Below are 26,194 nucleotides of genomic sequence, written 5' to 3'. Positions count from 1 at the left end.
CGGCCTTATTCTGGCCGCCTTAGTGTCCCTGACAATAATTTCGCCCAGTGCAGCACAGAGCGTCGATTGGCAGGTTGAGCTCATTACTCTGCGGCTGGCAAACCAACCGGTAAATGCGACGCAATTAGATATTCGTAACCGGCCGCAACTCTACAACGCTGACACCCTTTATTTGCCTAATCAGCAAGCGCCTTTCACCATTGAGTTTGGCGCCCCCTATGCGCCGCAGCCGCAACGGCTTTATTACAGGTACAAACTGGACGGGTTCGACAACGACTGGATTTATACTGACGCAGATTATCGACGGGCAACCTATACCAATCTCGGCTTTGGGGACTTCAAATTCATGGTTGAAGCTTCCGCCGACGGTGAGAACTGGCTGGGCCAGCGTAGCCTTAACCTGAGTGTCGCAACCCCCGCCTGGCTCTCCCCATGGGCGATTACCGGTTATATCTTACTGGTTTTAGCAATTATTTCGGCGATTGGCCTGATGCTCCGCGCAAAGCGCAGAGCTATACAGCAACTGACTAACAGTGAAGAGCGCCTGAAACTGAGCCTGTGGGGCAGTGGCGATCAGCTATGGGACTGGGACGTTCACAGTGGCACCCTGCATCGTCATAACAGTTGGCGACAGCTGGCGGAATTTCCCCAGGATCGGATCCGCTCCGGGGAAAAAGGCCAGGCTTCCAATATTCATCCGCTGGATTTGAAGAAAGTGCAAAAAGCTTTGCGGAACTATCTTGCCGGCGAAACCGAGCATTACGAAATAACGTATCGCATCGCCAGCGAGGACGGCTGGATATGGGTACTGGATCGCGGCAAAATTGTGGCCCGTGATCTGCAGCAGCAACCGCTGCGTATGACTGGCACCCTTAAAGATATCACTCCGCTGGTAACCGCTGAAGAGCGGCTTAAAATGCTGGCTGCATCCATAACCAATATCTCCGATGGCGTCTGTATCTATGATAGCCAGTATAATGTTATTGAAACCAACCAGTCGTTTTCACGCATTACAGGTTATTCCCGTGATGACATGCTTGGCCGGCCGCTGCAATTCAGCCTGTATAGTCCTGAGTTTATTAATCAGGTAAAACAGACGATCCAGCAGCACGGCAGCTGGCATGGCGAAATGGAAGACTTACGCAAAGATGGCACTGGCTATCAGATTGAGCTGACCCTGGATGCGATTCGCGATGATGCTGGCCAGGTGCTGCACTATGTCGCCACCTTCTCGGATATTACCGAACGGAAAAATGCCGAGCGGGAACTGCGCCGGCTTTCTAATACCGATACCCTTACCGGCCTGCCCAATCGTTCCTACTTTCAGGTCAGCCATTCCAACCTGGTGCGCAAGCGCGTTCAGCACGCCATGCTGCTGTTTGACCTGGATAACTTTAAAAAAATCAACGATTCCCTCGGCCATGAAATCGGCGATCAGTTACTACTGCATGTTGCCGAGCGCGCCGCCGAAGTAGGGCGACCACAGGACACCTTCTTCCGTCTTGGCGGTGATGAGTTTATTTTGCTACTTGAAGACACCAACGATGTGCGGGTTATCACCTCCGCGGCCAAACGCATTCTGGAAAATCTGAACGAGCCGTACCACATTGCCGGACACGATATTGTGGTCAGCAGCTCCATCGGGATCGTTGCCTATCCCAGCGATGGCCAGTCATCACAGGAACTACTGCAAAACGCTGACACCGCCATGTACCATGCGAAGAATCGCGGCGGTAACGGCTATCAGTTTTTCAATGAATCCATGAGCCGCAACGCGGTACGCCGGTTACAGCTTGAAAATCAGCTACGGCACGCATTGCGTAATAATCACCTGCAAGTTCACTATCAGCCGAAAGTATCCTTGCGCACCCATAAGTTTGTCGGCCTTGAGGCCCTGGTGCGGCTTGATATTCCCGGTGTCGGCATTATTAGTCCCGCAGAGTTTATTCCATTGGCAGAAGAAACCGGGCTGATTATTGATGTTGGTGAACGGGTATTACGACAAACCTGCCGCGATATGCATGAATGGGTTAACGCTGGCCTGGTGCAGGGCCGCGTGGCGGTTAACCTGTCGGCTAAGCAGTTCTTGCAGCCCGATCTGACCCAGCGCATCATGAACATTCTCACTGAAGCCAAACTTGCGCCTGAACGGTTGGAGCTGGAAATTACCGAAGGTGTGGTCATGGACGATCCAGAACGCGCCATAGAAATCATGACCGAGTTACATAATTGCGGCATCCATCTGGCGCTGGACGATTTTGGTACCGGCTACTCATCACTCGCTTATCTGAAGCGCTTCCCAATTCAGACACTGAAAATTGACAAGGCGTTTATCGACGATATTAATGGAGCTGATCGCGATCGCAATATGGTCGCATCGATTGTAGCAATGGCCCACAATCTGGGTCTTGATGTGGTCGCTGAAGGTGTGGTCGATCGCGAGCAGGCATCCACCCTGAGCAGTATGCATTGTGAGTTTGCTCAGGGCTTCCTGTTTGCTCAGCCTCTTGGCCGGGACCAGTTTCTGGCACACATTGCGACACCAATTCGATCGCACCATGCGCCAGCGGTTAGCCTACTTAATTAGTAAAAACTTCGGTTGTTGGCGGCCATGTCAACCAGCAGCGGCGCGGGTGTATAGCGCTCACCATGCTCACTGGCGTAGCGGTTCAGACGCTCGACAACTTCGCTGATACCTAAGGTGTCCATATAGCTGAACGGCCCGCCACGGAAAGGTGGGAAACCGATACCGTAGATAGCAGCTATATCACCGTCACGAGCACTACGAATAATGCCCTCACCCAGACAATAAGCTGCCTCATTGAGCATCAGCAGCGCCGTCCGCTGGGCGATTTCATCGTTACCCAGGCGCGCCTCAGGTTTGATATCAAGCAGGCTGTACACACTGTCATCTACAGATTTGCCCGGATTCTTGCCGCTGTAATCATAGAAGCCTTTTTTATTCTTCTTCCCCTTACGATCATCATCCAGCAATTTACTGAACGCATCCGGCGCTTTGAAACGCTCGCCGAGCTCAGCGGCCATGATTGGGGCAACTTTTGCTGCAATATCAATCCCAACTTCATCCATTAACTTCATCGGACCAACCGGAAAGCCAAATTTAACCAGGGCTTTATCGACGGTGTCGATGGGCTCGCCACCGAGTACCAGCCGGGCGGCTTCGTTCATATAAGGAGCAAGGATCCGGTTCACGTAAAAACCAGCGCCGTCTTTGACGACAATCGGGGTTTTGCCTTGCTTCTTAGCCAGTCCGACGGTGGTCGCTATGGTCTGATCCGAAGTGCCCTCATGGGTGATTATTTCTGCCAGCGGCATTTTATCCACGGGTGAGAAATAATGCAGGCCAATCACGTTTTCAGGGCGCTTGGCTTCAGCAGCAATTTTCGTAATAGGTAAACTTGAGGTGTTAGTGGCAAAAATAACCTGCTCGCCAGCGGTGGCCTCGATATCCGCTACCATCTGTTGCTTCAGTTTGAGGTCTTCAAATACTGCTTCAATCACGACGTCGGCCTGGTCAAAACCAGAATAGTCCAATGCGCCGCTTAAGCGCAGCATGGTCTTTTCCAGCTCACTGCGCCGCATATGACCACGCTTCACTTTTTTATTCAGGATGTCATAGCTGTATTTCATGGCATGCACGATGCCCTGCTCCTGAATGTCTTTGATGCGTGCCGGGATGCCTGCTTTGGCAGCCGTTACGTAAGCAATACCGCCGCCCATAAGACCGCCGCCAAGTACGCCAACACGAGCCACTTTTGCCGGCTTCACATCAGCACTTTCGGCACCGGTTTCTTTCTTAATGGCGGTGGTGGCGAAAAATATCCGCCGCAGGTTTTCAGATTCCGTTGTCATCGCCAGCTCGCCGAACTGCTTAGCTTCATATTCAAGCCCGGAAGAAAAACCGTTATCGGCCCCATGTTCTATCGTATCGATGATCTTATCGATGGCCGGGTAATTGCCGTGCGCCTTCTCCTGCGCTTTTTCACGAGCCTTCTTAAAGATAATTGCCCGGGTGGGGCCGGTACCTTCAAGCACTTTATTAAAGAAGGATTTTTTTGCCCGGCGGACCCGGGCTTTACCCGAAAGCGCCTGCTTAATCGCTACTTCCAGCAAAATGCTAGCGGGCACGACGTCATCAACTATGCCCTGCTTTTTCGCCTGCTTCGGTCTGAGTTCTTTACCGGTCAGGATCAAGGGTAAGGCATTCTGAATGCCAATCAGACGGGGTAAGCGTTGCGTGCCACCAGAACCCGGCAATAGGCCAAGTTTTACTTCCGGCAAACCCAGTTTGGTGTTATCAGAATCCGTGCACACCCGATAGTGGCACGCCAGCGCCAGTTCCAGTCCGCCGCCCAGACAGGCGCCGTCAATCGCCGCCACCACGGGTATCGGCATCTGCTCGATACGATCGAACATAGCCTGTCCCTGCCGGGCCAGGCTTTCTGCATCACCCGCTGTCTCACAGTCATTAATCATGCTGATATCAGCACCGGCGACAAAAGAACCCGGCTTATCACTGATAATAACAATACCTTTCAGATCCTGTTGCTGTTCAATGCGATTCAGAACGCTGCTCACCTCGTCAGCGAAAGAAGCCTTCAGGGTATTCATTGATTCGCCGGGCACATCAATGCGCACCACCGCAACCTGATCCTCGCGAATTTCCAGCGTAAAGGCTTTCTTACCGTTTTTTTCGTCGCTCATCAGTTGGTCTCCAGAATCATTGCTGCACCTAAACCGCCGGCTGCGCAGGCAGTAGTCAAAGCGGTACCACCACCGCGGCGCTGCAGTTCGCGCAGCGTCTGAGTGATCATCCGTGCGCCGGTGGCGGCAAACGGATGGCCGTAGGCAATAGAGCCTCCCAGCACGTTAAATTTGTCCATATCGATTTCGCCAATCGCCTCATTGCGGCCCAGTTTCTCTTCGGCAAATTTTTTGCTGGCAAACATTTTAATATTGGCCAGTGTCTGTGCGGCAAAAGCTTCGTGCATATCGATTAAGTCTAAATCGGCAAGCTTCATGCCGGCCCGATCCAGGGCAATTGGTGTGGCGAAAGACGGGCCCATCAGCATATCTTTTTCAACGCCGATGGCGCTAAAGGCATAGCTGCGGATATAGCCCAGCACCTCATAGCCGAGCGCTTTCGCTTTACTCTCAGTCATCATCAGAATAGCCGAGGCACCATCAGTAAGCGGCGTACTGTTGGCGGCGGTGACGGAACCATGTTTGCGGTCAAACGCCGGTCGTAATTTGGCGTAGCCTTCAATTTTGCTATCACTCCGAATGGTGTTATCCCGCCGCAGGAAATCCTTAAAGGGTTCAGCATAAGCTGTCATTACTTCATCGTTCAACTTGCCAGCCTCCCAGGATTCATGAGCGAGAGTATGGGAGCGATGTGCCAGGGCATCCTGATCCGCCCGGCTGATATTGTGAGTTTTTGCCATTTGTTCGGCGGTATCGCCCATGGTCATCCCAGTGCTGTACTCGGCAATCGCCGGGGGCACTGGTTTTAAGTCAGCCAGCCGCAACTTACGGATAATCGACCAGCGCTCGCCCAGACTCCGCGCTTTATTCAGGTCAACCAGCGCATGCGCCAATTTGCGGGTTACGGTAATGGGTAATACTGAAGATGAATCGGCACCACCAGCGATACCTACGGAAATATTTCCCGCCAGCATACTCTCAAGAATATTCACCGGCGTTTGGAAACTGGTCGCACAAGCACGGGTAACGCTATAGGCATCGGTGTTAACCGGCAAGCTAGTCCCCAGCACAATTTCGCGGGCAATGTTAGGCGCTGAGGGCATCTGCACCACCTGGCCAAATACCAATAGCTCAACCTCAGCCGGATCCAGACTATATTGGTTCAGTAATTCCTGTACCACCATCTTGCCCATATCCAGCGCCGGAACGCCGTGGAAATAGCTGGCCTGTTTAGCAAAAGGGGTGCGTAATCCTGCCACGATCGCGATGCGATCTCCCTTTGCGGTTGTCAGCTGCTGTCTTGCTGCCATGAATAAACCCTCTGTCGATGAAGTGCTGTCAGCCCTCTATACTGGTCTGACCTCACAAATGATTACAAATTTTAACGGGTCTGCACCAAGAATTAAACCGTTGTTTTCGGTAAAGTGCACCCTTACAGTATAGCGGGCATATGAACAACATTGAGGAATTTCATGGCAGCCGAACAATTTCAAGCATTACGCACCTACCTGAACAGCCAGGTGCTCGGGCAACCTGAATTCACGGAAGGCTTGCTGATTGCCATACTTGCCGATGGTCATTTGTTGGTAGAGGGCCCACCAGGCCTGGCCAAGACTCGCGCGGTCAACGCCCTTGCCATGGGTCTGGAAGGTCGTTTCCACCGTATTCAGTTTACGCCTGACCTGCTACCGGCGGATGTCACCGGTACGGATATCTACCGGCCCGAAACCGGCGAATTCGTATTTCAGAAAGGTCCGTTATTTCATAATGTGATTCTGGCCGATGAAATTAACCGGGCCCCTGCTAAGGTCCAGTCGGCTTTATTAGAGGCTATGGCGGAGCGCCAGATAACTGTTGGCCAGACCACCTACCCGCTACCCTCGCTGTTCATGGTACTGGCTACCCAGAACCCGCTGGAGCAGGAAGGCACCTATCCGCTGCCGGAAGCGCAGCTGGACCGCTTTCTGATGCAACTGAACCTGGATTATCCGGCAGCCGCAACCGAGTTGGATATACTACGCCTGAACCGCGGTGAGCAGCTGCATGGTCAGCTACACATGCCGAAACCATTGAGTCAGCAGGATATTTTCAGCGCCCGCACTGAGGTGCTGGAAATATACATGGATGAAACCGTCGAAAATTATCTGGTGCAGCTGGTCATCGCCACCCGCGAACCAGCTCATTATGACGAAGCACTGGCTCGCTGGCTTAGCTACGGTGCCAGCCCCCGCGCTACCATCGCTCTGGATCGCTGCGCCCGTGCCCGCGCCTGGCTCGATGGGCGCGACTTTGTCACGCCAGATGATATCCAGCAGGTATATGCCCATGTGCTGCGTCATCGCATTATTCTGAGCTACCAGGCCGAAGCTGACGGGGTAACCGCTGATCAGGTCCTGCAAACGCTCCTGCAGGAAGTTCCGACCCCCTGATGACCAACACCAGCACCTGGTTAGAAAACTGGCACAGCAACGGCGTTACCGTCGGTAGCGCCGAACTGCTTTATTATCGCAGTAAAGTAGCAGCATTCAGCCGCCATAACCGGTTACACCCACCGAAAAGCCAGGCTGGCGTCTTACTCAGCAAACATAAAGGCCGCGGCATGGAGTTTGACGAAGTCCGGCACTACCAGGCTGGCGATGATGTACGCGCCATCGACTGGCGGGTGACCGCCCGTACCGGCACGCCCCATACCAAACTATTTCGCGAAGAACGTGAGCGCCCGATAATGTTTGTGGTGGACCTCGATCATTCTCAGCACTTCGGCTCTGGCTTGCTGCTGAAATCAGTGCAGGCCTGTCATCTTACGGCTGCCCTGAGCTGGCAAGCGATCACCCGCGGTGATCGGGTTGGTGCAATCATCGGTCGCCCCGGCCGGCATCTCGAAATCCGTCCCCAGGCACGCCAACAAGGGGCGATGCGCATCATTCACAGCCTGACCGAATTGCAGCGGGAAAGTGTCGCTGACTGGCAGCAAGCCGCCCCCGCCCAGCCAGATTTGCTGAACGATCTGCTCAGCCGCGCCCGGCAGGTTGCCCGGCCCGGTACTATTATTTACCTGATCAGCGACTGGCAGGCAGCGGATGAAGAGACCTTCAACCTCTGCCAGGCTCTGCAACGCCACTGTCAGATCTACCCCTTACAACTGTTTGATCCGCTTGAGCGGGAGCTGCCCACCAATCTTGCGGCCTATAACCTGAGCCTGACTGATGGCCGTCAGCGGCTGGCCCTGCCGGCCTGGTCGGGCACTGAACGTACCGCGTACCAGCATGCCGCCGCCCAGCGCCAGTTGCAGCTGACAGCACGTTTCAAGCGCAGCAATCTGCAGCTACGCGAGGTCAATGCAGCGCGCGCACTTGAAGAGCAATGGCCGGAGGTGATGGCATGATGGATCAACCTTCAGCTCTGCATGAGTTGAACGATATTATTACACCGCCACCCGCCGACTGGTGGCCGTTAGCGCCGGGCTGGTATCTGGTTGCAGCTTTGGCAATAACCGTGCTGGTCGTAACTATTCTGCTGGTTATTCGCAGACAGCGCCGCCGGCGGGTCCGTAATGCCGCCTTACAGCATTTGCGGCAGCAGCCACCAACCAGCATTCCGGCCGTCACCCTGTTACTTAAACAGGCGCTGCTGGGCTATTTCCCTGCCAACCGGGTCGCAGCCATATCGGGTGCGGACTGGTGGGAATTTCTGGTGCGGCAGTTACCGCCCCGCCGCCGGGTCACGGCCACAACTTTACTGCAGCAGGTTAAGCAACAGAACTTTAAGAATCCAACCAGCGACACGCCCGAGTATCATGCTGCGGTAGCCAGTTATCGCCAGTTCGCACGATACTGGCTACGCCGGGCTCTGCCACCGCGCCGGAGCAGTAATCATGATTGAGTTTGCCTGGCCCTGGCTGGCGCTGCTCTGGCCGCTACCGTTACTGCTGTGGTGGTTACTGCCAGCACGCCGGCAACGCTTTTCCAGCCTGCGGGTACCCAGTCTGCCTGCGGCACCGGTAGCTCATGCCCGCTCCGGCACGGGTTACCTGTCGCTGGCCCTGGCAATCCTGATCTGGACCCTGGCGATCATCGCGCTATGCCGCCCGCAATGGCTTGGCGAACCGGTGCCCGTACGCAGCGAAGCCCGCGAAATGATGTTGGCAGTGGACTTATCGGGAAGTATGGAAATCGCGGATATGACCCTTAATGGTCAGGCTGTCGACCGGCTGACTATGGTGAAAAGTGTGGTCACTGATTTTATCGCACGTCGCACCGGCGACCGCCTTGGCCTTATCTTGTTTGCCGATACCGCTTATGTGCAGGCACCTATGACCTACGACCGCCGTACCGTGCAACAGCTGTTGCAGGAGGCTCCCTTACGCCTGATTGGCGAGCGCACCGCGATTGGCGATGCCATTGCCCTTAGCGTTAAGCGCTTCCGCGACCGCGAAGACTCGAACAAAATATTAATCTTACTGACCGACGGACAAAACACCGCGGGTAATGTCTCGCCCGAGCAGGCTTTGCAGTTAGCTGAGTATTATGATGTTAAGATCTATTCCATCGGTGTCGGTGCCGATGAAGTCGTAGTCGAGGGCTTTTTTGGTAAACGACGGGTCAACCCAAGCCGTGACCTGGATGAGGATATGCTGCGCTCACTGGCTGAGCGCACCGGTGGCGAGTACTTTCGCGCACGCAGTACCGAAGAACTTGAACAAATCTATACCTTACTGGATGCCTATGAGCCGGTAACCGGTGATGAGCAGCTACGCCGTCCGCAGTCGGCTTTATTTTACTGGCCTGCCGGTATTGCCTGGCTGCTTGCCGTATGCTGGCTAATCGCCCGTTTACGGCCGTGGAGGACGGGCCATGGCTGATTTCCACTTTATTCGTCCCTGGTGGCTACTGGCGTTAGTACTGGTAGCAGCTTTAACCTGGCTCCTCTGGCGCCGGCACGGCCGTCATGGTGGCTGGCATGATGTGCTGCCTGCTCATCTGGCGGCGTTGCTGGTTGATCAGGATCACCCCCAGTCTTTTTCCCTAACCCGATGGCTGGCGCCACTTGCGCTGACGTTATCAGTCCTGGCACTGGCGGGGCCCACCTGGGAGCGGCTGCCGCAACCGGTTTATCAGCTCGATAACGGGCAGGTCGTGATCCTGGATATGTCCATGTCGATGCGCAGCACCGATATCGAGCCCGACCGGCTTACCCAGATGCGCTATAAAGCCATGGATCTGGTGACCCGTTACCTGGACGGAGAAACGGGCCTGATTGCCTATGCAGGTGATGCCTTTGTAATCAGCCCGCTTAGCGGTGACGGCGCTAACCTGAGCAATCTTATTCGTGCCCTGAGCCCGGAGATTATGCCGGAACAGGGCAGCTACCCGCTGCGCGCACTAACTCTGGCCAATCGCCTGCTGGTTGATTCAGGTTACCCCCAAGGCGACATTTACTGGCTCACTGATGGCATTGACAGCCGCGACCAGCAGGAGCTGAGCACTTTTTTACGGCAGCATGACCACCGGGTTTCAATTCTCGCCATCGGTACCCAGGCCGGCGCGCCAATTAAGCTAACTGATGGAACCTTGCTGCGCGATGCCAGCGGCCAGGTGGTCATACCCCAGTTATACCCGCGTCGGCTCGAGAGTCTGGCGCAGATCACGAATGGCCGCTTCGCGATGATTCGCAATGACCTGCAAGATCTCAGCTATCTGACCGATTTGCCACCGCGCGAGCGGCGTGGGAAAGATGCCGACCAACAAGGTGGCGACCAGTGGCTGGACCGCGGCCCCTGGCTACTGGCTCTGGTTATATTACTACTACTGCCGATGGCCCGCCGGGGCATGCTACCGTTGGTGCTGATTGGCTTGTTTGGTACCCAGGTGCCGCCCGCCTACAGTCAGGAGCAGATGCAGCAGGGTCTGGCGTGGGACCAGCAGCTTTGGCAGACGCCTTACCAGCAAGCTGACCAGGCGCTGGAAAACAAGAACTACGATCGCGCTGCGGCTATTGCTGAAGATCCCTGGCAACGGGGTACCGCCAACTACCGGGCGGGAAATTATGAAGCCGCCCTCACCGACTTCTCGCAGATGGCCAGTGCTGAGGGCTTCTATAATCAGGGTAATGCGCTCATGCAGTTACAGCGTTATGATGAAGCAGCCCAGGCTTATAATGAAGCGCTTGAGCGCCGTCCAGGCTGGTCCCGGGCCGCTGAAAACCTGCAGTTAGCCGAGCAATTGGCCGAACAACAGCAGCAGCAACAGCAACAGCAGCAGGGGGAGTCTCAGTCGGGGGAGTCTGAACAACAGGATGACGGTGAGCAGCAGTCCGATAGTCAGAATCAATCTGATTCGCCACCAGCGGAACAACCACCGGATGCCGCCCAGCAACAAGACGAACAGAACGAAGACGCGCAAGAAGGCAACGATTCAGAAGAGCAAAGTGATGAGCAACAACAGGAAGCTGCGGCTGAAGCCGAAGCTGAAAAGCAAGCTGATGACCAGCAAGCCACCACTGCAACGCGTAATCTGACTGATGAAGAGCGTCAGCAACTCGAGCAATGGCTGAATCGCATCGAGGATGATCCCGCGGTGCTGTTACGCAATAAAATGCAACTTGAAGCACAAAAACGCCGCCAGCAGCGGCCCCCACGAGGAGTTGAGAAACAGTGGTAACTCTAATACCAACGCGCTTCATACTATTACTATTCACTGCTATGCTGCTGGCCGGCAGCGGTCTGGCCCAAGCTGTCAGCGATGATACCGAAGTCAATGCCAGCGTCGATAAAAACCCCGTGATTGCCGGCGAAACTTTTGTACTGACGCTGACGGTAAACGATGCAGTGTCCGCTAATAGCTGGCAGCCCGGCGCTGAACTGGGTGCGTTCCGCGTACTAAATACCAGTACCAGTAGTAATACCCAGATTATCAATGGCGAAGTCAGCCGCACCACCGCATTTCGCACCCTGTTGCAGGCACCAGCCCCGGGTAGCTATGAGATACCCGCCATTACGCTCAATAATGCCAGCAGCCAGCCGATTGAACTGCAAGTGGTTGCTGCAGGTGACGATGCCAGTCAGGCCGCGCAACGCGACGTCTTTATGAAAGCCAGCATTGATACCCGCGAGGTCTATTTGCAGCAGCAGCTTAAGCTGAATGCCCGGCTTTACCTCGCCGCTAACCTGCAAAGCGGTAATATTATTCCGCCGCAACTCGATAGCGCTGAAATAAGCCAGTTGGGCTCGGACAAAGAAACCTATGAAATAATCAATGGCCGGCGGTTTCAGGTATTTCAACGAACTTATCTGATCACGCCCCAGCGCTCCGGTGAGCTAACCATCAAAGGCCCGGTATTTAACGGCCAGATTGCGGTGTCCAGTCCGGGGTCGATATTCTCGTCATTTAGTTCCACCGAACAGGTCACCACCGCCACTGAAGACATTCCACTGACGGTGCTGCCGGTACCGGACAACTGGCCGGCGGATGCCCAGTGGCTCCCCGTACAACTCGCTACGCTGAGCCTTGAGCTGGCCGCAGATGATGAAGAAGTTTCCACCGCGATCCCGGTTGGCCAGCCACTAACGCTGACCTACCGGTTAACTGTGGTTGGTGTGAGTCCCGATCAACTGCCGCGACTGCAGCCACCGACTATTGAAAACGCCAGTGTCTACGCCGAAACTCCGCAGTCAGCCAGCACTGAACGCAATAACAGCCTGATAGCGCAACAGGTTCTGACCGTTGCTGTTATCCCCAGAGCAGCCGGTACCTTAACGATTCCAGAACTGCGTATACCCTGGTTTAATACTGCAACAGGCCGGATTCAGTATGCCAGCACTGAACCCGTACAGCTGCGCGTAACCGCACCCCAGGGGCTGCAGCCGGCGCCACCAGAAACACCCATTGCGACCAGCGGGGAAAGTGGCCAGCCAGCAGCGGCTGAAATTCCCGCAGCAGCGCAGCCTGAGGCGATGAAAACCTGGTGGCCAATGCTTGCGGCCTTATTCGCAATTCTCTGGTTGATTACCATGCTCATTGCTTACCGGCTTTATCAGCGGCAAGGCGCACAACGCAAGGCCAGCACCACAGCCGACCACGACCAGGCTCCGGCAGGCGCCGCGGCTCAACTCAAAAAAATTAAACAGGCGTGTGAAAAAAATGATGCAATGGCGGTGGAGCATGCCTTACGGGACTGGGCGCAACAACAACTGCGGTTAACGGACCCTAGCTTCGCCGGTATTGCCGACCACTTCGGGCATACGCCATTCCGCAGTCAGTTAAACCACCTGAGCAACTGCCGCTATGGCGGCAAGCACAGTGACTGGTTAGAAGGGAAAGCATTGTGGCGGGCCTTACAGGCGGCTATACGCAGCAAACAGAAAGGCAATAATGGTCCGTCAGACGATTCCTCCCTGCCGCAACTATACCCGCGCTAAGTGCAGACCGGTATCAGCGGCCGCCAGGGCCGCTGAAGTCGTGTTCGTGGTTAATCCGTGACAGAGCTTCTTTAATTTCAGAAATCAGACGTCTCACCTGCTCACGCACATCGGCGGGCATATCGTGTAAATCAATGCGTTCCAGCTCATTAAGCGCATCATTCAAATCTTTTTCGTTCAGTGGCCGGCTCGTTAGTGCAGAGTTCCCGCTTTGAATAGCAAAATCTACCTGAGCTATAACCATTTCCACCCTCCCTGAATAACAGTAATGAATACTCTTTAAGGGTAGTCAAAATAGCAGCTTACGCAATAAAAAAGCCGGACCGCGTAATGCGTGTCCGGCTTTCATGTTCTGCTGATATCAGAGTCTATTGCTGAGCAACATCCTGATCAATAGTGATTTCAATTTCCGCATCAGCCCGCAGCGCTGTAATAAAGGCTGCGTATAGCTCCTGAGCAGTGCTGTTACTGAGCTGTTCAGTCAGCTGCTCAGCCAGATCACTGGTCACCTCTCCGGCCTCAACCCCGGTCAGCTCAACCACCGCCAGATCACCATTACTAAGAGTGGTACTGGTTACCGCGACACCCGCACCGGGCGCTGCCTGGTTGAATAATGCCTGAATAATTGCCCGCGGATGTTCTGTCGCCTGACGGGTCACATCATTCAGAACCACCATCTCTGCAGCAACCGACTCACCGGCGCGCAACTGGCTTACCAGGTCGTCAGCGGCTTGTTGCGCAAGCTGCTGGGCTTTCTCAGTGCGCACTGCGTCAGTCACTGTAGTGCGAACTTCGTCAAGTGGACGGGTAGTCTGTGGCTGGTAGTCAGTTACCCGCACAATCACAGACTCAGTATCGCTGGTTTCGATCAGATCACTGTTAAGCGCTTCAGCGATAAAGTCACGATTGAAAACCTGTTCCAGTACTGCCGGGTGATTCAACGCTGATGGTGCGGTTTCCCGACTGAACCAGTCACTGCTGCGAACCCGCAGGTCAGTCTCTTCAGCCACTGGCTGCAGCGTATCAGGAATTTCAAAAGCCATTTCGGCTACCCGCTGTTGCAGCTCATAATAAGCCTGCTTAACACGCCGGTCGCGAATGTCCGCCACAATCTCATCGCGAACTTCTTCCAGTGGTGTCACGCTGCCTGGGCGCTTATCCGTAAGTTTTATAATATGAAAACCAAACGAGGTTTCCACCACACCGGTGATATCTCCGGCTTCTTCAAGAGCAAAGGCGGCTTCTTCGAAGTCCGGGTCCATAGTGCCTTGCTCAAGCCAGTCGAGATCGCCGCCCTGCTCAGCTGAGAACAGGTCGTCGGAGTATTGGGCTGCCAATTCGGCAAAATCAGCACCCGCCTTTAACTCAGCTAAAACTTGCTCAGCGGTTGCACGGGCCTGCTCGTTACCATCTTCGGCTTCAATCAGAATATGTGAAAAACGATACTGGCTGCTGGTCTCATAGCGCGACAGGTTGCCTTCATACCACTCCTGGATCGTCTGCTCTTCAATTACCAGGTCTTCAGCGATAGTCCCGGCATCGATAACAACAAACTCAGCCTTTACCTGCTCGGGCACCACAAACTGATTCAGGTTCTGCTGATACCACTGCTCAATGTCTGCCTCGGTCAGTTCAACATTATCCTGATAGTCAGCCAGAGCCAAACGCGCGTATCGACCTGAGCGCGACTGATTGACCAGCTTCTGCACGGCATGAACTTCGGAGTCGAGCACAAATTCTGAATTAACCAGAGTCTGCAATAACTGGCTGCGGGTCATATCGCGGCGCATCAGTTCAGCAAACATCTGCGGGGTATAGCCCAAATTACGCAAGCTATATTGGTAGGTTTCGTTATCGAACTGACCTGCCACCCGAAAACTGGGAATATCGCGAATCGCGTTCTTTACCTGTTCATCAGAAACCCGCAGGCCCTGATTGAAGGCATATTGCTCGGTCAGTTTCTGATTAACCAGATCATTTAGCACCTGGCTACGAAGGCGTCGGTTGAAAGCCGGATCGGCTGCCAGCTGATCGTAAAAATCACCAAATTGTTGTTGCTGACGCGTACGTTCATTATCCAACGCACGGTCGAATTCCGCCCGGGTGATGTTCTCGCCATTGACTATGGCCACTGTTGGCTCCGGCGTATTACTGATGTAGCCCCCGATACCTGCCAGCGCAAAGGTAAGCGCAATCAGTACCAGAATGACTTTCACCGTAATGCTCTGGGACCCTTCTCGTATCCTCTCCAACATAATCCACCAAACCTCAAATTAATCTGTAATAACGGGCGCTATTATATATGGTTATACGCGAAAAAAATAACCCGAAGACTAGCTTCGGGTTATTTTTATTATTCGCTGGCGGAGCGGACGGGACTTGAACCCGCGACCCCCGGCGTGACAGGCCGGTATTCTAACCAACTGAACTACCGCTCCGCAGTGATTAGTTTACCGAATCTTTCAGTGCTTTACCGGCTTTGAATGAAGGTACTTTAGCAGCTGCGATTTGGATAGTCTGACCAGTTTGTGGGTTACGGCCAGTGCGAGCTGAACGCTCACGTACACTAAACGTACCAAAACCAACCAGAGCTACCTGCTCACCTTTCTTCAAAGCTTCAGTTACTGCTTCGATGAAAGAGTCCAGAGCGCGGCCAGCAGCAGCTTTAGAAATCTCTGCTCCCTCTGCAATTTTGTCAACTAACTGAGACTTGTTCACAGTATCATCCCCTTAGATTGTTATTATGAGATTTTTTCCTGGTTCCACTTGCTTTCGAAATGCAAAAATGGTCCAACGAAGGTTATAACAAGCCTGAACTATCAGTTCAAGCGGTTCAACAGGTTAGCAGACTTCTTGGCATACTCCCTGTCGCTCAAGTGTCTTGCCAGAGCTCTTTGTTTTGTTGCGTTCTGGCCAACCACTTTGACTCTAGGCTACCACAAGATTTTCGATTGAGAACCCTTTTTCACAACTTTTTTAACGAAAGAATGCGGTCTACAGCCTAATAAGCGTCCTGTAGCCCGCATTTTACCGTTCTCCGGGCCTATTCCCGTGGCTCAGGAGTCCGTTCAAGGGCCACTTTGAGCACTTCATCAATCCATTGCACCGGCTGAATTTTTAAATCACCTTTCACATTGGCGCTGATTTCCTGCAAATCCCGTTCGTTTTCTTTCGGAATCAGCACATGCTTGATACCGCCCCGATGGGCTGCCAGCAGTTTTTCTTTCAGCCCGCCAATTGGCAGTACTTCGCCACGTAAGGTGATCTCGCCAGTCATCGCGACTTCTGCCCGGACCGGGATGCCGGTCAGTGAGGATGCCAGCGCCGTTACCATAGCGATACCGGCACTAGGCCCGTCTTTCGGGGTTGCCCCCTCCGGAACGTGAACATGGATATCGCGCTTCTCGTGGAAATCATCAGCAATACCGAGCTTATCGGCGCGGCTACGCACCACCGTAAGCGCGGTCTGAATCGATTCCTGCATCACTCCGCCCAGCGAACCGGTGGAGGTGATTTTGCCTTTGCCGGTAACATTAGTCGCTTCAATTGTCAGCAGATCGCCACCGACTTCGGTCCACGCCAGTCCGGTAACCTGACCAATCTGATTAGTGGCTTCTGCTTTACCAAAGTCATACTTCTGCACACCCAGAAATTCATTCAGGTTGTCGCCATTAATCTCAACGTGCTTAATACTCTTGTCCAGCACGATCCGCTTAACGGCTTTGCGACAAAGCCGCGACAGCTCACGCTCCAGATTCCGGACGCCGGCTTCACGGGTGTAGTAGCGGATAATACCCGTGATCGCATCATCCTTAATGTTCAGCTCTTTCTCTTTCAGCCCGTTTCGCTGGATCTGCTTGGGCAATAAATGGCTTTTCGCGATATTGAGCTTCTCATCCTCGGTATAACCAGCCAGCCGGATAACTTCCATCCGATCCAGCAGCGGTGCCGGTATATTCATGCTGTTTGACGTCGCCACAAACATGACGTCAGATAAGTCGTAGTCGACTTCCAGATAATGATCGTTAAAGTTCACATTCTGTTCAGGGTCCAGCACTTCCAGCAACGCTGAAGCCGGATCACCTCGCATATCCTGAGCCATCTTGTCGATTTCATCGAGCAGGAACAAAGGATTACGAACCCCGACTTTTGCCATTTTCTGGATTAGCTTGCCTGGCATGGAGCCAATGTAAGTGCGCCGGTGCCCCCGGATTTCAGCTTCATCACGCACGCCACCTAAGGCCATACGGATGTACTTACGGCCCGTTGCTTTGGCGATGGACTGACCCAGCGAGGTTTTACCGACACCAGGGGGGCCCACCAGGCACAAAATAGCGCCGCGGACCTTTGAGGTGCGCTGCTGCACCGCCAGATACTCCAGTATCCGCTCTTTCACTTTTTCCAGGCCGTAATGGTCGGCATCGAGGATTTTCTCCGCATGGGCCAGATCTTTTTTAATCCGCGAACGCTTCTTCCACGGCACCGATACCATCCAGTCGATATAGCCCCGCACGACGGTCGCTTCAGCGGACATCGGTGACATCATCTTCAGTTTCTGCAGTTCGGCGCGGGTTTTTACCTCGGCTTCCTGCGGCATGCCGGCATCATCAATTTTCTGCTGCAAGGCCTCAAATTCATCAGGACCATCTTCCATTTCGCCCAGCTCTTTCTGAATCGCTTTCATCTGTTCATTCAGATAGTACTCGCGCTGGCTTTTCTCCATCTGCTTCTTAACCCGGGTACGAATGCGCTTTTCAACCTGTAACAGGTCGATTTCGCCCTCCATCAGCGCCATTAAAAATTCCAGGCGCTCACGTACATCAGTGATCTCCAGCACTTTCTGCTTATCCTTCAGCTTCAACGGCATGTGCGCGGCCATGGTATCGGCCAACCGATCCGCTTCGTCAATGCCGGACAATGAGGTTAATACCTCCGGCGGGATCTTCTTATTCAGTTTCACATAACCTTCAAACTGATTAACCGCTGACCGGATCATCACCTCTTCTTCTTTATCTTCCATGCTCTCGGAAGCCAGGAAGTGAACCTGAGCCCGGAAAAAGTCTTCAGTGTCCTCATAAGAGTCGATAGCGGCCCGCTGCACGCCTTCTACCAGCACTTTTACCGTTCCATCGGGCAGCTTAAGCAATTGGAGAATAGTGGCCACAGTGCCAACGTCATGAATGTCTTTCTGTTCCGGCTCGTCTACAGCGGCATCTTTCTGCGCTGCCAGAAAAATCTGCTTATCATTGTCCATCGCTGCTTCCAGGCAGCGGATCGACTTTTCCCGGCCGACAAAGAGCGGGATAACCATATGGGGATACACGACCACATCGCGTAACGGTAAAACTGGGGTACTCAGGCGTTCAACCCGTTCTTCACTCATAATACATCTCCAGGTCGCTGGCTTGGTGTCTGCTACATATCATAGACTCTAATATGTGGCAGTTCAGATAAAGTTCAATAGCTTTGCACAAAAAAAGGGCCAAAGTGGCCCTTTTTGCAAGATTTAAGCATTAACCAGGGTGATTATTCACCAGAAGCCTGCTTTCCTTTCTTCTCGTTTTGATAGATCAGAATGGGTTGCGACTCGCCCTGAATCACCGATTCATCGATAACCACTTTGCTAACATTATCTACTGACGGCAAGTCATACATGGTATCGAGTAATACCGACTCAACAATCGAACGCAGGCCCCGGGCACCGGTTTTCCGGGTCATGGCCTTACGAGCTATAGCGCGCAGAGCATCTTCCCGGAACTCCAATTCCACCCCTTCCATGTCGAACAAAGCGTGATATTGCTTAGTCAGTGCATTTTTCGGCGTCTGCAGAATCTGCACCAGCGCGTCTTCATCCAGCTCGCTTAAGGTAGCCAGTACTGGCAACCGGCCAATGAACTCCGGAATCAGACCATATTTAACCAGATCTTCAGGTTCAACCTGGGCCAGAATTTTACCTTCTGCAGTGAGCTCCTTGCTCTTAACCTGAGCACCAAAGCCTATCCCACTGCCAACCTGCACCCGCTGCTCGATAACCTTATTCAGGCCAGCAAAGGCACCGCCACAAATAAACAGAATTTTGGAGGTATCAACCTGCACGAATTCTTGTTGGGGGTGCTTACGCCCGCCCTGCGGAGGCACGGCCGCTACGGTTCCTTCGATCAGCTTCAGTAGCGCCTGTTGCACGCCCTCACCGGAAACATCACGGGTGATCGACGGGTTATCTGACTTACGTGAGATCTTATCGATTTCATCGATGTAGACGATACCACGCTCGGCTTTTTCGACATCATAATCACACTTTTGCAGCAGTTTCTGGATGATATTCTCAACATCTTCACCCACGTACCCTGCTTCAGTCAGCGTGGTCGCGTCAGCCATGGTGAACGGGACATCCAGATAACGGGCCATCGTTTCTGCCAGGTATGTCTTACCTGAACCGGTCGGACCGATCAGCAGGATGTTACTTTTGCCCAGCTCGATTTGATCTTTACCCTTGCCGGAGTTCTGTAACCGCTTGTAATGGTTATACACGGCCACGGCCAGGACTTTTTTGGCCAGCTCCTGACCAATCACGTATTCATCCAGATGCTCGCGAATTTCCCGCGGTGTCGGTAACTTTTCCGGGCCGTCCTGTGGCGAAATATTCTGAATTTCTTCGCGCAGAATATCGTTACACAAGTCGACACACTCGTCACAGATAAACACCGAAGGACCCGCAATTAATTTGCGTACTTCGTGCTGACTTTTCCCACAAAAGGTACAAAACAACGGCTTTTCACCGTTACCCTGGGTTTTATCAGTCATACTAGTCTCCGTTTCGCTGCGTCAGGATGCCATCTACTACACCGTAGTCGACAGATTCCTGAGCGCCCATAAAATAATCACGATCGGTATCTTTTGCTACCTGCTCGATCGACTTGCCGGTATTCTCAGCCAGCATGCGGTTCAAGCGGTCTTTGATGTCCAGAATCTGGCGAGCGTGAATTTCGAAATCAGACGCCTGACCCTGGAAGCCACCAAGCGGCTGATGAATCATGACCCGCGAGTTTGGCAGACAGAACCGCTTACCTTTGCTACCACCTGCTAACAGGAAGGCGCCCATGCTGGCCGCCTGGCCCATACACACAGTGCTGACATCAGGCTTAATAAAACGCATTGTATCATAAATCGCCATACCCGCCGTCACCACGCCACCGGGCGAGTTGATGTACAGATAGATATCTTTATCGGGATTATCCGACTCCAGAAACAATAACTGGGCAACGATCAGATTCGCCATATGGTCGTCAATCTGACCCACGCAAAAAATCACCCGCTCTTTTAACAGCCGCGAATAGATATCGTACGAGCGTTCTCCCTTAGCTGTTTGTTCAACAACCATAGGCACCAGTTGTGCCATCGGCGTGTTTGCCAACTCAGACATATTTACAACTCCTGAAATAAAAAATGGCTCGTATAAAGGTTATACGAGCCATTAAACCAAGTTGTTATGGATGCCGTCAATGTTCCTGTGACGGTTCCGGCAACCTTATTGCTGTTTTGGGTTCATCAGCTCATCGAAGCTGGCTTTCTTTGCCTTCACTTTCGCCTGGCTGAGAATGTAATCGATAGCCTGCTCTTCCAGGGCTACATTACGAACCTGCTGCATCAGTTGTTCATTACCTTTGTAATATTCAACAACTTCTTGCGGATCTTCATAAGCAGAAGCGTTGGTGGCGATAATTTCGTCCACTTTGGCTTCGTCGACCTTCATTTCATTGCTGCGAATCACTTCGCCCAGCAACAGGCCAACTTTAGCGCGTTCTTTCGCCTGTTCTTCAAACAGGTTAGCCGGTAGTTCAGGCATCTGTGCCTGGTTACCACCAAAACGCTGCATGGCCTGACGGCGCAGGTGATCAACTTCCTGATCAACCATAGCTGACGGCACTTCTACTTCGTTGTTTTCAACCAGACCTTTAAGAACCTGCTCTTTTACCTTGCTCTTAACGGTATTTTTCAGTTCGCGTTCCATGTTTTTACGCACTTCAGCGCGTAACGCATCAACGCCACCTTCAGTAACCCCAAACTGCGCGACAAATTCGTCATTCAGTTCTGGCAGTTCAGGCTCTTCAACTTTCTTCGCTACAATCGCGAACTGCGCTTCTTTACCCTTCAGATTCTCAGCATGATAATCTTCCGGGAAAGTCACATCGATAGTCTTCTCTTCACCAGCTTTCATGCCAATAATTTGATCTTCAAAACCGGGAATCATGCGACTCTGACCAAGTTCAAGAGCGAAATCTTCGGCTTTACCGCCTTCAAACGCTTCGCCGTCAACAGAACCAGTGAAATCGATAGTAATGCGGTCGCCTTTCTTCGACTTACGCTTCACTTCTTTCCAGCCAGCGTGCTGCTTACGCAGAGTTTCCAGCATCGTGTCAACATCAGCGTCAGTTACTTCAACTTCAGGCTTTTCAATGGTGAGCTTGTCCAGCGCTTTGACTGCAACTTCCGGATAAACTTCAAAGGTAGCCGTGAATTCTAAATCTTTGCCCGCTTCATTTACGGTTGGCTCAATAGCAGGTGGTCCGGCTGGGTTCAGCTTTTCCTGCATAATCGCTTCAAAGTACTTGCTCTGCATCAGGTTTGAGGCGGCCCGTGAGCGCGCTTCTTTACCGTACAATTTCTGCAACACGTTTGGCGGTACCTTACCTTTCCGGAATCCTTTGATCTGGCGGTCACGGTACTCTTCTTTGAGCAGACGCTTGACTTCGTTGTCGATCGTTTCAGCCGGCACAGTGATGGTGGCGCGGCGTTCTAATCCTTGGGTTTTCTCTACAGAAACCTGCATTGCGTAATTACCTCGGCTTCGCTATTGGCCTTGAGCCCACTACCAGTCGGGGCCCTTCAAAATGACGCAGCATTATAGCGAAGCGGGTCGACATAGTCGAGTAGTGGAGTGTTTTTTTGCGGGATTAACAATCAGCGGGCACACTTAAAAATCAGTTGGCCTGGATAACGTGGCGGTCGCGGCCCTGATCTTTCGCCTGATAGACGGCTTTATCGACAAGTTGCATGAGCATATCAACATGGTAGCCGCGATCCGGAATCACGGTCGCGATACCGACGCTAACGGTAATAGCCTGAGTAATTGCTTCCTTTTTGCTCAGATCCCGGATTCTGCCAAGCACCCGGTCAGCCTGTGCAGCTGCTTCGGTGGGGTCCAGCTCCGGGCTAATAATAAAAAACTCATCACCACCATAACGCGCAACAACCTCAGAGCCACGCTGAAAAGTCGTGGCCAGGACTTTTGCAACAGCCTTCAAGGCGGCATCCCCGGCAACATGACCTCGGCGATCATTAAACGCTTTAAAATGATCGACATCGACCATAAACAAGGTCAGCCTGGATTGATTGCGGATCGCCCGGCCAAGCTCCTGTGTCAGCGCCTCGTCAAGACCGCGCCGGTTAACGAGCCCGGTAAGCCCGTCTTCACGCGCTAATTGCACCAGCCGTGCATTCGCCTGGCGCAGTTCAGCTTCGGCGGCGCGCAGCCGCTTTTCAGTATTATGACGGGCAATGGTATTCGTGATCATATCGGCGACTAACCGCATTTGGTGAACATCGTTTTCGGTCCACTTACACTGACGGTTTACCAGGTCACAACCAACAAAACCGATCAGCTTTTTCTCAAGATACATGCCAACCGCCATCATCGACTTAATGCGTTCATGCTCCAGCTCAGCACGGAAGCCAGCTGCGGCAGAAGGTAAGTCGCTAAGCTCACTCACCGTAACCAGCCCGTTACTGAGCATTTGCTCAAAAAACCAGGGCATGGCTGATGCCGGGATGTCCTGCAATTCATCTTTGTGCGCGCTGATATTTGAATTGGTCCATTCGTGAGTGTTGCTCATGGTTGAATGGTCATCATTGAACAAAAACACGTAACAACGATCTTTACGGTCGCCATGTCCTAGCGCAGCAAGCGCCTGTTCAATATAAAACTGGGTATCTTCGATGGAACAATTGATAAGCTGCGCGCTGATCGCTGAAATCAGCATTCCAAACGATGCTGAAGCATCGTTCGCTGAGGTGATTTTTATTTTATTTTTAGCAGATGGCTGCATTTTTTATAATGATTAGTTGTTAAGTTCGTTCAAATAGTGAGCGCATTATATCCACGGCTTCAGCTGAATGTAAACTAACAACAACTCAACGCTTACGTAAAAAAGATTAAAAAAAGATTAAAAAAGAGATGGTCGGCGAGACTGGATTCGAACCAGCGACCCCTTGTACCCAAAACAAGTGCGCTACCAAGCTGCGCTACTCGCCGACACAATATTTTTATTCGGGAAGATATTTCGAAGAAAATGGGGTGGCTGATGGGACTTGAACCCACGACAACCGGAATCACAATCCGGGGCTCTACCGACTGAGCTACAGCCACCACTACATCTGTTGTAAACCAGGGCTTGTATGGCGCACCCGGCAGGATTCGAACCTGCGACCCACGGCTTAGAAGGCCGTTGCTCTATCCAACTGAGCTACGGGCGCAATTCAAATTACAAAAATGGTCGGCGAGACTGGATTCGAACCAGCGACCCCTTGTACCCAAAACAAGTGCGCTACCAAGCTGCGCTACTCGCCGTCATTTTTTGTATAAACCCGTGCAGGACGCGGCCTGACAACGGGGGCGAATATTACCTGCTGCACCGAACAGCGTCAAACTTTTTTTTACCCTGGCAGACCAACTGCTGCTTTTTACGGCAATCCGCGGGCTATTTAGTCAGCGCCTCACGGAATTTCATTACAGTCGGCTACAATCAATTGCTAAAACATGGCAAAATAGCGCGCAAATCCAGTCACAGGTAACTCTCTTCATGACAGCGCATTATATTGATGGCAAACAAGTTGCTCAGCAAGTTCGGGAACAAGTCAGGGCACGCGTCGCTGAACGCCATCAACGTGGCTTGCGGGCGCCCGGCCTGGCCGTGGTGCTGGTGGGCAGTGATCCTGCTTCGCAAGTTTATGTTGGCAGTAAGCGGCGAGCCTGTGATGAAGTCGGTTTTACCTCAAAAGCATTCGATTTACCGGCCACTGCCACGCAACAAGAGCTTGAGAGCCTGATTGATAAGCTGAACCAGGATGTCAGCGTAGACGGTATTCTGGTGCAGTTGCCGCTGCCGGCTGGCCTGAATGCTGAAGCCATCCTCGAACGTATTGACCCACGCAAGGATGTCGACGGCTTTCATCCCTTTAATATGGGCCGCCTCGCTCAGCGCAATCCGGCCCTCCGCCCCTGCACTCCGCGCGGCGTTATCACTTTGCTGGAGTCGATTGACCTTGATCTCTACGGAAAAAACGCCGTCGTCGTTGGCGCCTCTAATATTGTTGGCCGCCCCATGAGTCTTGAATTACTGCTGGCCGGTGCCACCACCACGGTCTGTCACCGCTTCACCAACGACCTGCAAAGCCATGTTGAACGTGCTGATGTGCTCGTTGTTGCGGTAGGCAAACCGAATTTTATTCCCGGCGCCTGGATCAAGCCCGGCGCCACGGTCATTGACGTGGGCATTAATCGCTTAGCTGACGGCAGCCTTTGCGGCGATGTCGAGTTCGCTGCCGCCGCCGACCGCGCCGCCTTTATTACGCCGGTACCAGGCGGCGTTGGACCCATGACAGTAGCGACCCTGATGCAGAATACTCTGCATGCCTGTGATACCTGGCATGCCCCGGAGCAAGCTCAGTAGCGCCGGAAGCCGCTCAACATTGGCCCTTCAATTTCATGGCGCAGGCCCCATAGCGGTTTACCAAAAGCCGCTTCCCTGGCTGCACAAAATAACTGCACCGGATTATTTACCAGCGGCCTGAGCTCAGCAAGAATGGTTGCCGCCAGCGGCACTTCCAGCGGCTGACACCACCATAGCTCCAGTTTCAACTGGCGCGCTGCCAACCACTCTTCCGGGTTTTCACTGGCAGCGAGACGCACCTGAGGATGATCAATGGCAATTTCTGTAACCTCCTGATCCAAAGCCAGGTCAAAACGCGTTTCACTAAAACGCTCGAACTGCTCCGTTGTGGGCGCCTTGACTGCGATCCGCGCAGCAAGCGCCACGTGCAGCATTTGGTCAGCCGACAATCGCGCCGCCAACAGCCTGAACTCATTCGGATCAACTTCAGCAGTATCATCTAACAGCACCGGTCTGGTAGCCGTCATAGCCACTGCCAGAGTTTGTTTCATAGCACTCTCGCTACCATGCTGCAACGCGCCGGTTCGCAGGGTATAGCTAGCTGCCAGCCACAGGTTGTATTGCACAAATAGTAACCATAACAACTGCAACATTAACAATACCGTCACCAGCACCAGCGGTAATATCAGCGTGGTTTCAATTAAAGCCTGCCCCTGAACCTGCCGCACTACTGGCAGCCTCCAGCGCTCTGACATTGTTGCCATAAGTTTTCTAAATTCGTGAGCTGGCTTTGTAACTGTGCCATTGAAGTTTCAGCCGTAGTTACATAAGTAGCGTTAATGGCGGTGCTGGTGAGCGACTGCGCCGAGACCAACTGCAGGGTCGCAATATCGGCGTGCAAACTGACAGTTACTGTTGCATCAGCCTGCACATGGCGGGCGTTTTGCAAATCGTTGCCGTTCATGTCCAACGCTGTTTCCATCTGGTTTAGCTGGGGTGCACCGGCCACCGCGATGCGGTGCAGATAGTTATCATTGCCAGCGACCGTATAGGGCCGCCATATCGCCATCCGTACCTGATTTCCGACATTGAAGCTTTGCGGTAACTTACTGCTTAACCAGGCAGCCCGGGTTTCATCCGGTGCCTGCAGGGTCAGATAACTCAGCTCGGTACCAGCTTCAAGCTGCCAGCTTTGTTGCCAGGGCTCACTCACCGGCTGCAAGTAGCCGGTACTAATCAGCTCTGCAACATCTAGCGGCGGCCGTTGCTCATTAATCCAGAATAGCCCCAGGCTAGCGGCAACCTGCTGTGCGTCATCAATCCATTGCATGCGCAGATTCCGCTGCGCTTCCGCCTGCCACCACTGGCCGGCAATAAGCATGGC

The 26,194-nt window shown here is 53.1% G+C and carries 20 protein-coding genes and 5 tRNA genes; 8 read left to right on the top strand and 17 right to left on the bottom strand.

Annotated features, from left to right (window positions below; all coding sequences use genetic code 11):
• The first annotated feature begins 22 nt into the window (after nt 1-22).
• Complete coding sequence (locus R3196_RS01105; RefSeq protein WP_318934762.1) at nt 23-2,587, top strand: EAL domain-containing protein; 2,565 nt, start codon at nt 23-25, stop codon at nt 2,585-2,587.
• On the opposite strand, the gene fadJ is transcribed toward R3196_RS01105, so the two are convergent.
• On the bottom strand, nt 2,584-4,725 hold the full coding sequence (fadJ, locus tag R3196_RS01100) for a fatty acid oxidation complex subunit alpha FadJ (RefSeq protein WP_318934761.1): 2,142 nt from the start codon (nt 4,723-4,725) through the stop codon (nt 2,584-2,586). The two genes, R3196_RS01105 and fadJ, sit on opposite strands and share 4 nt — an antisense overlap.
• Entirely contained in the window at nt 4,725-6,035 is a 1,311-nt protein-coding gene (fadI, locus tag R3196_RS01095; RefSeq protein WP_318934760.1) for an acetyl-CoA C-acyltransferase FadI, read from the bottom strand. The genes fadJ and fadI overlap by 1 nt, the downstream gene beginning before the upstream one ends.
• 162 nt (nt 6,036-6,197) lie before the next feature.
• Here fadI and R3196_RS01090 point away from each other — a divergent pair, with 162 nt between their 5' ends.
• From R3196_RS01090 to R3196_RS01065, 6 genes are read left to right on the top strand one after another with little or no spacing between them, the layout of a single operon-like run.
• The gene (locus R3196_RS01090; protein WP_318934759.1) at nt 6,198-7,154 is read left to right on the top strand and encodes a MoxR family ATPase; all 957 of its coding nucleotides are present in this window, start codon (nt 6,198-6,200) and stop codon (nt 7,152-7,154) included.
• Nucleotides 7,154-8,110 (top strand): DUF58 domain-containing protein, encoded by a 957-nt coding sequence (locus R3196_RS01085; RefSeq protein ID WP_318934758.1) that lies wholly within the window; start codon nt 7,154-7,156, stop codon nt 8,108-8,110. The genes R3196_RS01090 and R3196_RS01085 overlap by 1 nt, the downstream gene beginning before the upstream one ends.
• The gene (locus R3196_RS01080; RefSeq protein ID WP_318934757.1) at nt 8,107-8,607 is read left to right on the top strand and encodes a DUF4381 domain-containing protein; all 501 of its coding nucleotides are present in this window, start codon (nt 8,107-8,109) and stop codon (nt 8,605-8,607) included. The genes R3196_RS01085 and R3196_RS01080 overlap by 4 nt, the downstream gene beginning before the upstream one ends.
• Entirely contained in the window at nt 8,600-9,586 is a 987-nt protein-coding gene (locus R3196_RS01075; protein WP_318934756.1) for a VWA domain-containing protein, read from the top strand. The genes R3196_RS01080 and R3196_RS01075 overlap by 8 nt, the downstream gene beginning before the upstream one ends.
• The gene (locus R3196_RS01070) at nt 9,579-11,384 is read left to right on the top strand and encodes a VWA domain-containing protein (RefSeq protein ID WP_318934755.1); all 1,806 of its coding nucleotides are present in this window, start codon (nt 9,579-9,581) and stop codon (nt 11,382-11,384) included. Before R3196_RS01075 ends, R3196_RS01070 begins: the two co-directional genes overlap by 8 nt.
• On the top strand, nt 11,378-13,141 hold the full coding sequence (locus R3196_RS01065; protein WP_318934754.1) for a BatD family protein: 1,764 nt from the start codon (nt 11,378-11,380) through the stop codon (nt 13,139-13,141). The genes R3196_RS01070 and R3196_RS01065 overlap by 7 nt, the downstream gene beginning before the upstream one ends.
• A 13-nt stretch (nt 13,142-13,154) precedes the next feature.
• Here the strand turns inward: R3196_RS01065 and R3196_RS01060 are convergent, their stop codons facing one another.
• The 13 genes from R3196_RS01060 to R3196_RS01000 all read right to left on the bottom strand — a co-directional run bounded on the left by R3196_RS01060 (nt 13,155) and on the right by R3196_RS01000 (nt 23,768).
• Entirely contained in the window at nt 13,155-13,385 is a 231-nt protein-coding gene (locus tag R3196_RS01060) for a hypothetical protein (RefSeq protein WP_318934753.1), read from the bottom strand.
• A gap of 124 nt (nt 13,386-13,509) precedes the next feature.
• On the bottom strand, nt 13,510-15,396 hold the full coding sequence (ppiD, locus tag R3196_RS01055) for a peptidylprolyl isomerase (RefSeq protein ID WP_318934752.1): 1,887 nt from the start codon (nt 15,394-15,396) through the stop codon (nt 13,510-13,512).
• A 106-nt stretch (nt 15,397-15,502) separates the two neighbouring features.
• Nucleotides 15,503-15,579, bottom strand: a tRNA-Asp gene (locus R3196_RS01050).
• A 7-nt stretch (nt 15,580-15,586) separates the two neighbouring features.
• The gene (hupB, locus tag R3196_RS01045; RefSeq protein WP_318934751.1) at nt 15,587-15,859 is read right to left on the bottom strand and encodes a nucleoid-associated protein HU-beta; all 273 of its coding nucleotides are present in this window, start codon (nt 15,857-15,859) and stop codon (nt 15,587-15,589) included.
• A gap of 325 nt (nt 15,860-16,184) precedes the next feature.
• Entirely contained in the window at nt 16,185-18,524 is a 2,340-nt protein-coding gene (gene lon / locus R3196_RS01040) for an endopeptidase La (protein ID WP_318934750.1), read from the bottom strand.
• 143 nt (nt 18,525-18,667) lie between these two features.
• Nucleotides 18,668-19,945 carry an ATP-dependent protease ATP-binding subunit ClpX gene (gene clpX, locus R3196_RS01035; RefSeq protein WP_318934749.1) on the bottom strand — a complete coding sequence of 426 codons (1,278 nt, stop codon included), beginning with the start codon at nt 19,943-19,945 and terminating at the stop codon, nt 18,668-18,670.
• A gap of 1 nt (nt 19,946) precedes the next feature.
• Nucleotides 19,947-20,564 (bottom strand): ATP-dependent Clp endopeptidase proteolytic subunit ClpP, encoded by a 618-nt coding sequence (clpP, locus tag R3196_RS01030; RefSeq protein ID WP_318934748.1) that lies wholly within the window; start codon nt 20,562-20,564, stop codon nt 19,947-19,949.
• Nucleotides 20,565-20,669: 105 nt separating this feature from the next.
• A complete protein-coding gene (tig, locus tag R3196_RS01025) occupies nt 20,670-21,971 on the bottom strand; it encodes a trigger factor (protein WP_318934747.1) in 1,302 nt (433 codons plus the stop codon).
• Nucleotides 21,972-22,122: 151 nt separating this feature from the next.
• Complete coding sequence (locus tag R3196_RS01020) at nt 22,123-23,181, bottom strand: sensor domain-containing diguanylate cyclase (RefSeq protein ID WP_318934746.1); 1,059 nt, start codon at nt 23,179-23,181, stop codon at nt 22,123-22,125.
• 195 nt (nt 23,182-23,376) lie between these two features.
• A tRNA-Pro gene (locus R3196_RS01015) sits at nt 23,377-23,453 on the bottom strand.
• Nucleotides 23,454-23,491: 38 nt separating this feature from the next.
• Nucleotides 23,492-23,567, bottom strand: a tRNA-His gene (locus R3196_RS01010).
• Nucleotides 23,568-23,597: 30 nt separating this feature from the next.
• A tRNA-Arg gene (locus R3196_RS01005) sits at nt 23,598-23,674 on the bottom strand.
• Between the two features lie 17 nt (nt 23,675-23,691).
• Nucleotides 23,692-23,768, bottom strand: a tRNA-Pro gene (locus tag R3196_RS01000).
• 232 nt (nt 23,769-24,000) lie between these two features.
• Here R3196_RS01000 and folD point away from each other — a divergent pair.
• On the top strand, nt 24,001-24,870 hold the full coding sequence (folD, locus tag R3196_RS00995) for a bifunctional methylenetetrahydrofolate dehydrogenase/methenyltetrahydrofolate cyclohydrolase FolD (protein WP_318934745.1): 870 nt from the start codon (nt 24,001-24,003) through the stop codon (nt 24,868-24,870).
• On the opposite strand, the gene R3196_RS00990 is transcribed toward folD, so the two are convergent.
• Together R3196_RS00990 and pilV are read right to left on the bottom strand one after the other, a co-directional pair.
• On the bottom strand, nt 24,864-25,574 hold the full coding sequence (locus R3196_RS00990) for a hypothetical protein (protein WP_318934744.1): 711 nt from the start codon (nt 25,572-25,574) through the stop codon (nt 24,864-24,866). The genes folD and R3196_RS00990 overlap by 7 nt on opposite strands.
• A partial coding sequence (gene pilV, locus R3196_RS00985; RefSeq protein ID WP_318934743.1) for a shufflon system plasmid conjugative transfer pilus tip adhesin PilV occupies nt 25,538-26,194 on the bottom strand: 657 nt, incomplete at its 5' end. The genes R3196_RS00990 and pilV, both read right to left, overlap by 37 nt.

Origin of the sequence: Pseudidiomarina sp., assembly GCF_033722695.1 — a bacterium.
Taxonomy (GTDB): Bacteria; Pseudomonadota; Gammaproteobacteria; order Enterobacterales; family Alteromonadaceae; genus Pseudidiomarina.
Note: the sequence above shows the minus strand (reverse complement) of the source record. Positions and strands in the feature narration are given on the sequence as shown.

Bases quoted from the DNA above. Each gene is read 5' to 3' on its own strand.
- fadJ (WP_318934761.1), bottom strand. From the start codon at position 4,725: ATGAGCGACGAAAAAAACGGTAAGAAAGCCTTTACGCTGGAAATTCGC.
- fadI (WP_318934760.1), bottom strand. From the start codon at position 6,035: ATGGCAGCAAGACAGCAGCTGACAACCGCAAAGGGAGATCGCATCGCG.
- R3196_RS01090 (WP_318934759.1), top strand. From the start codon at position 6,198: ATGGCAGCCGAACAATTTCAAGCATTACGCACCTACCTGAACAGCCAG.
- R3196_RS01085 (WP_318934758.1), top strand. From the start codon at position 7,154: ATGACCAACACCAGCACCTGGTTAGAAAACTGGCACAGCAACGGCGTT.
- R3196_RS01080 (WP_318934757.1), top strand. From the start codon at position 8,107: ATGATGGATCAACCTTCAGCTCTGCATGAGTTGAACGATATTATTACA.
- R3196_RS01075 (WP_318934756.1), top strand. From the start codon at position 8,600: ATGATTGAGTTTGCCTGGCCCTGGCTGGCGCTGCTCTGGCCGCTACCG.
- R3196_RS01070 (WP_318934755.1), top strand. From the start codon at position 9,579: ATGGCTGATTTCCACTTTATTCGTCCCTGGTGGCTACTGGCGTTAGTA.
- R3196_RS01060 (WP_318934753.1), bottom strand. From the start codon at position 13,385: ATGGTTATAGCTCAGGTAGATTTTGCTATTCAAAGCGGGAACTCTGCA.
- ppiD (WP_318934752.1), bottom strand. From the start codon at position 15,396: ATGTTGGAGAGGATACGAGAAGGGTCCCAGAGCATTACGGTGAAAGTC.
- lon (WP_318934750.1), bottom strand. From the start codon at position 18,524: ATGAGTGAAGAACGGGTTGAACGCCTGAGTACCCCAGTTTTACCGTTA.
- clpX (WP_318934749.1), bottom strand. From the start codon at position 19,945: ATGACTGATAAAACCCAGGGTAACGGTGAAAAGCCGTTGTTTTGTACC.
- clpP (WP_318934748.1), bottom strand. From the start codon at position 20,564: ATGTCTGAGTTGGCAAACACGCCGATGGCACAACTGGTGCCTATGGTT.
- tig (WP_318934747.1), bottom strand. From the start codon at position 21,971: ATGCAGGTTTCTGTAGAGAAAACCCAAGGATTAGAACGCCGCGCCACC.
- R3196_RS01020 (WP_318934746.1), bottom strand. From the start codon at position 23,181: ATGCTGATTTCAGCGATCAGCGCGCAGCTTATCAATTGTTCCATCGAA.
- folD (WP_318934745.1), top strand. From the start codon at position 24,001: ATGACAGCGCATTATATTGATGGCAAACAAGTTGCTCAGCAAGTTCGG.
- R3196_RS00990 (WP_318934744.1), bottom strand. From the start codon at position 25,574: ATGGCAACAATGTCAGAGCGCTGGAGGCTGCCAGTAGTGCGGCAGGTT.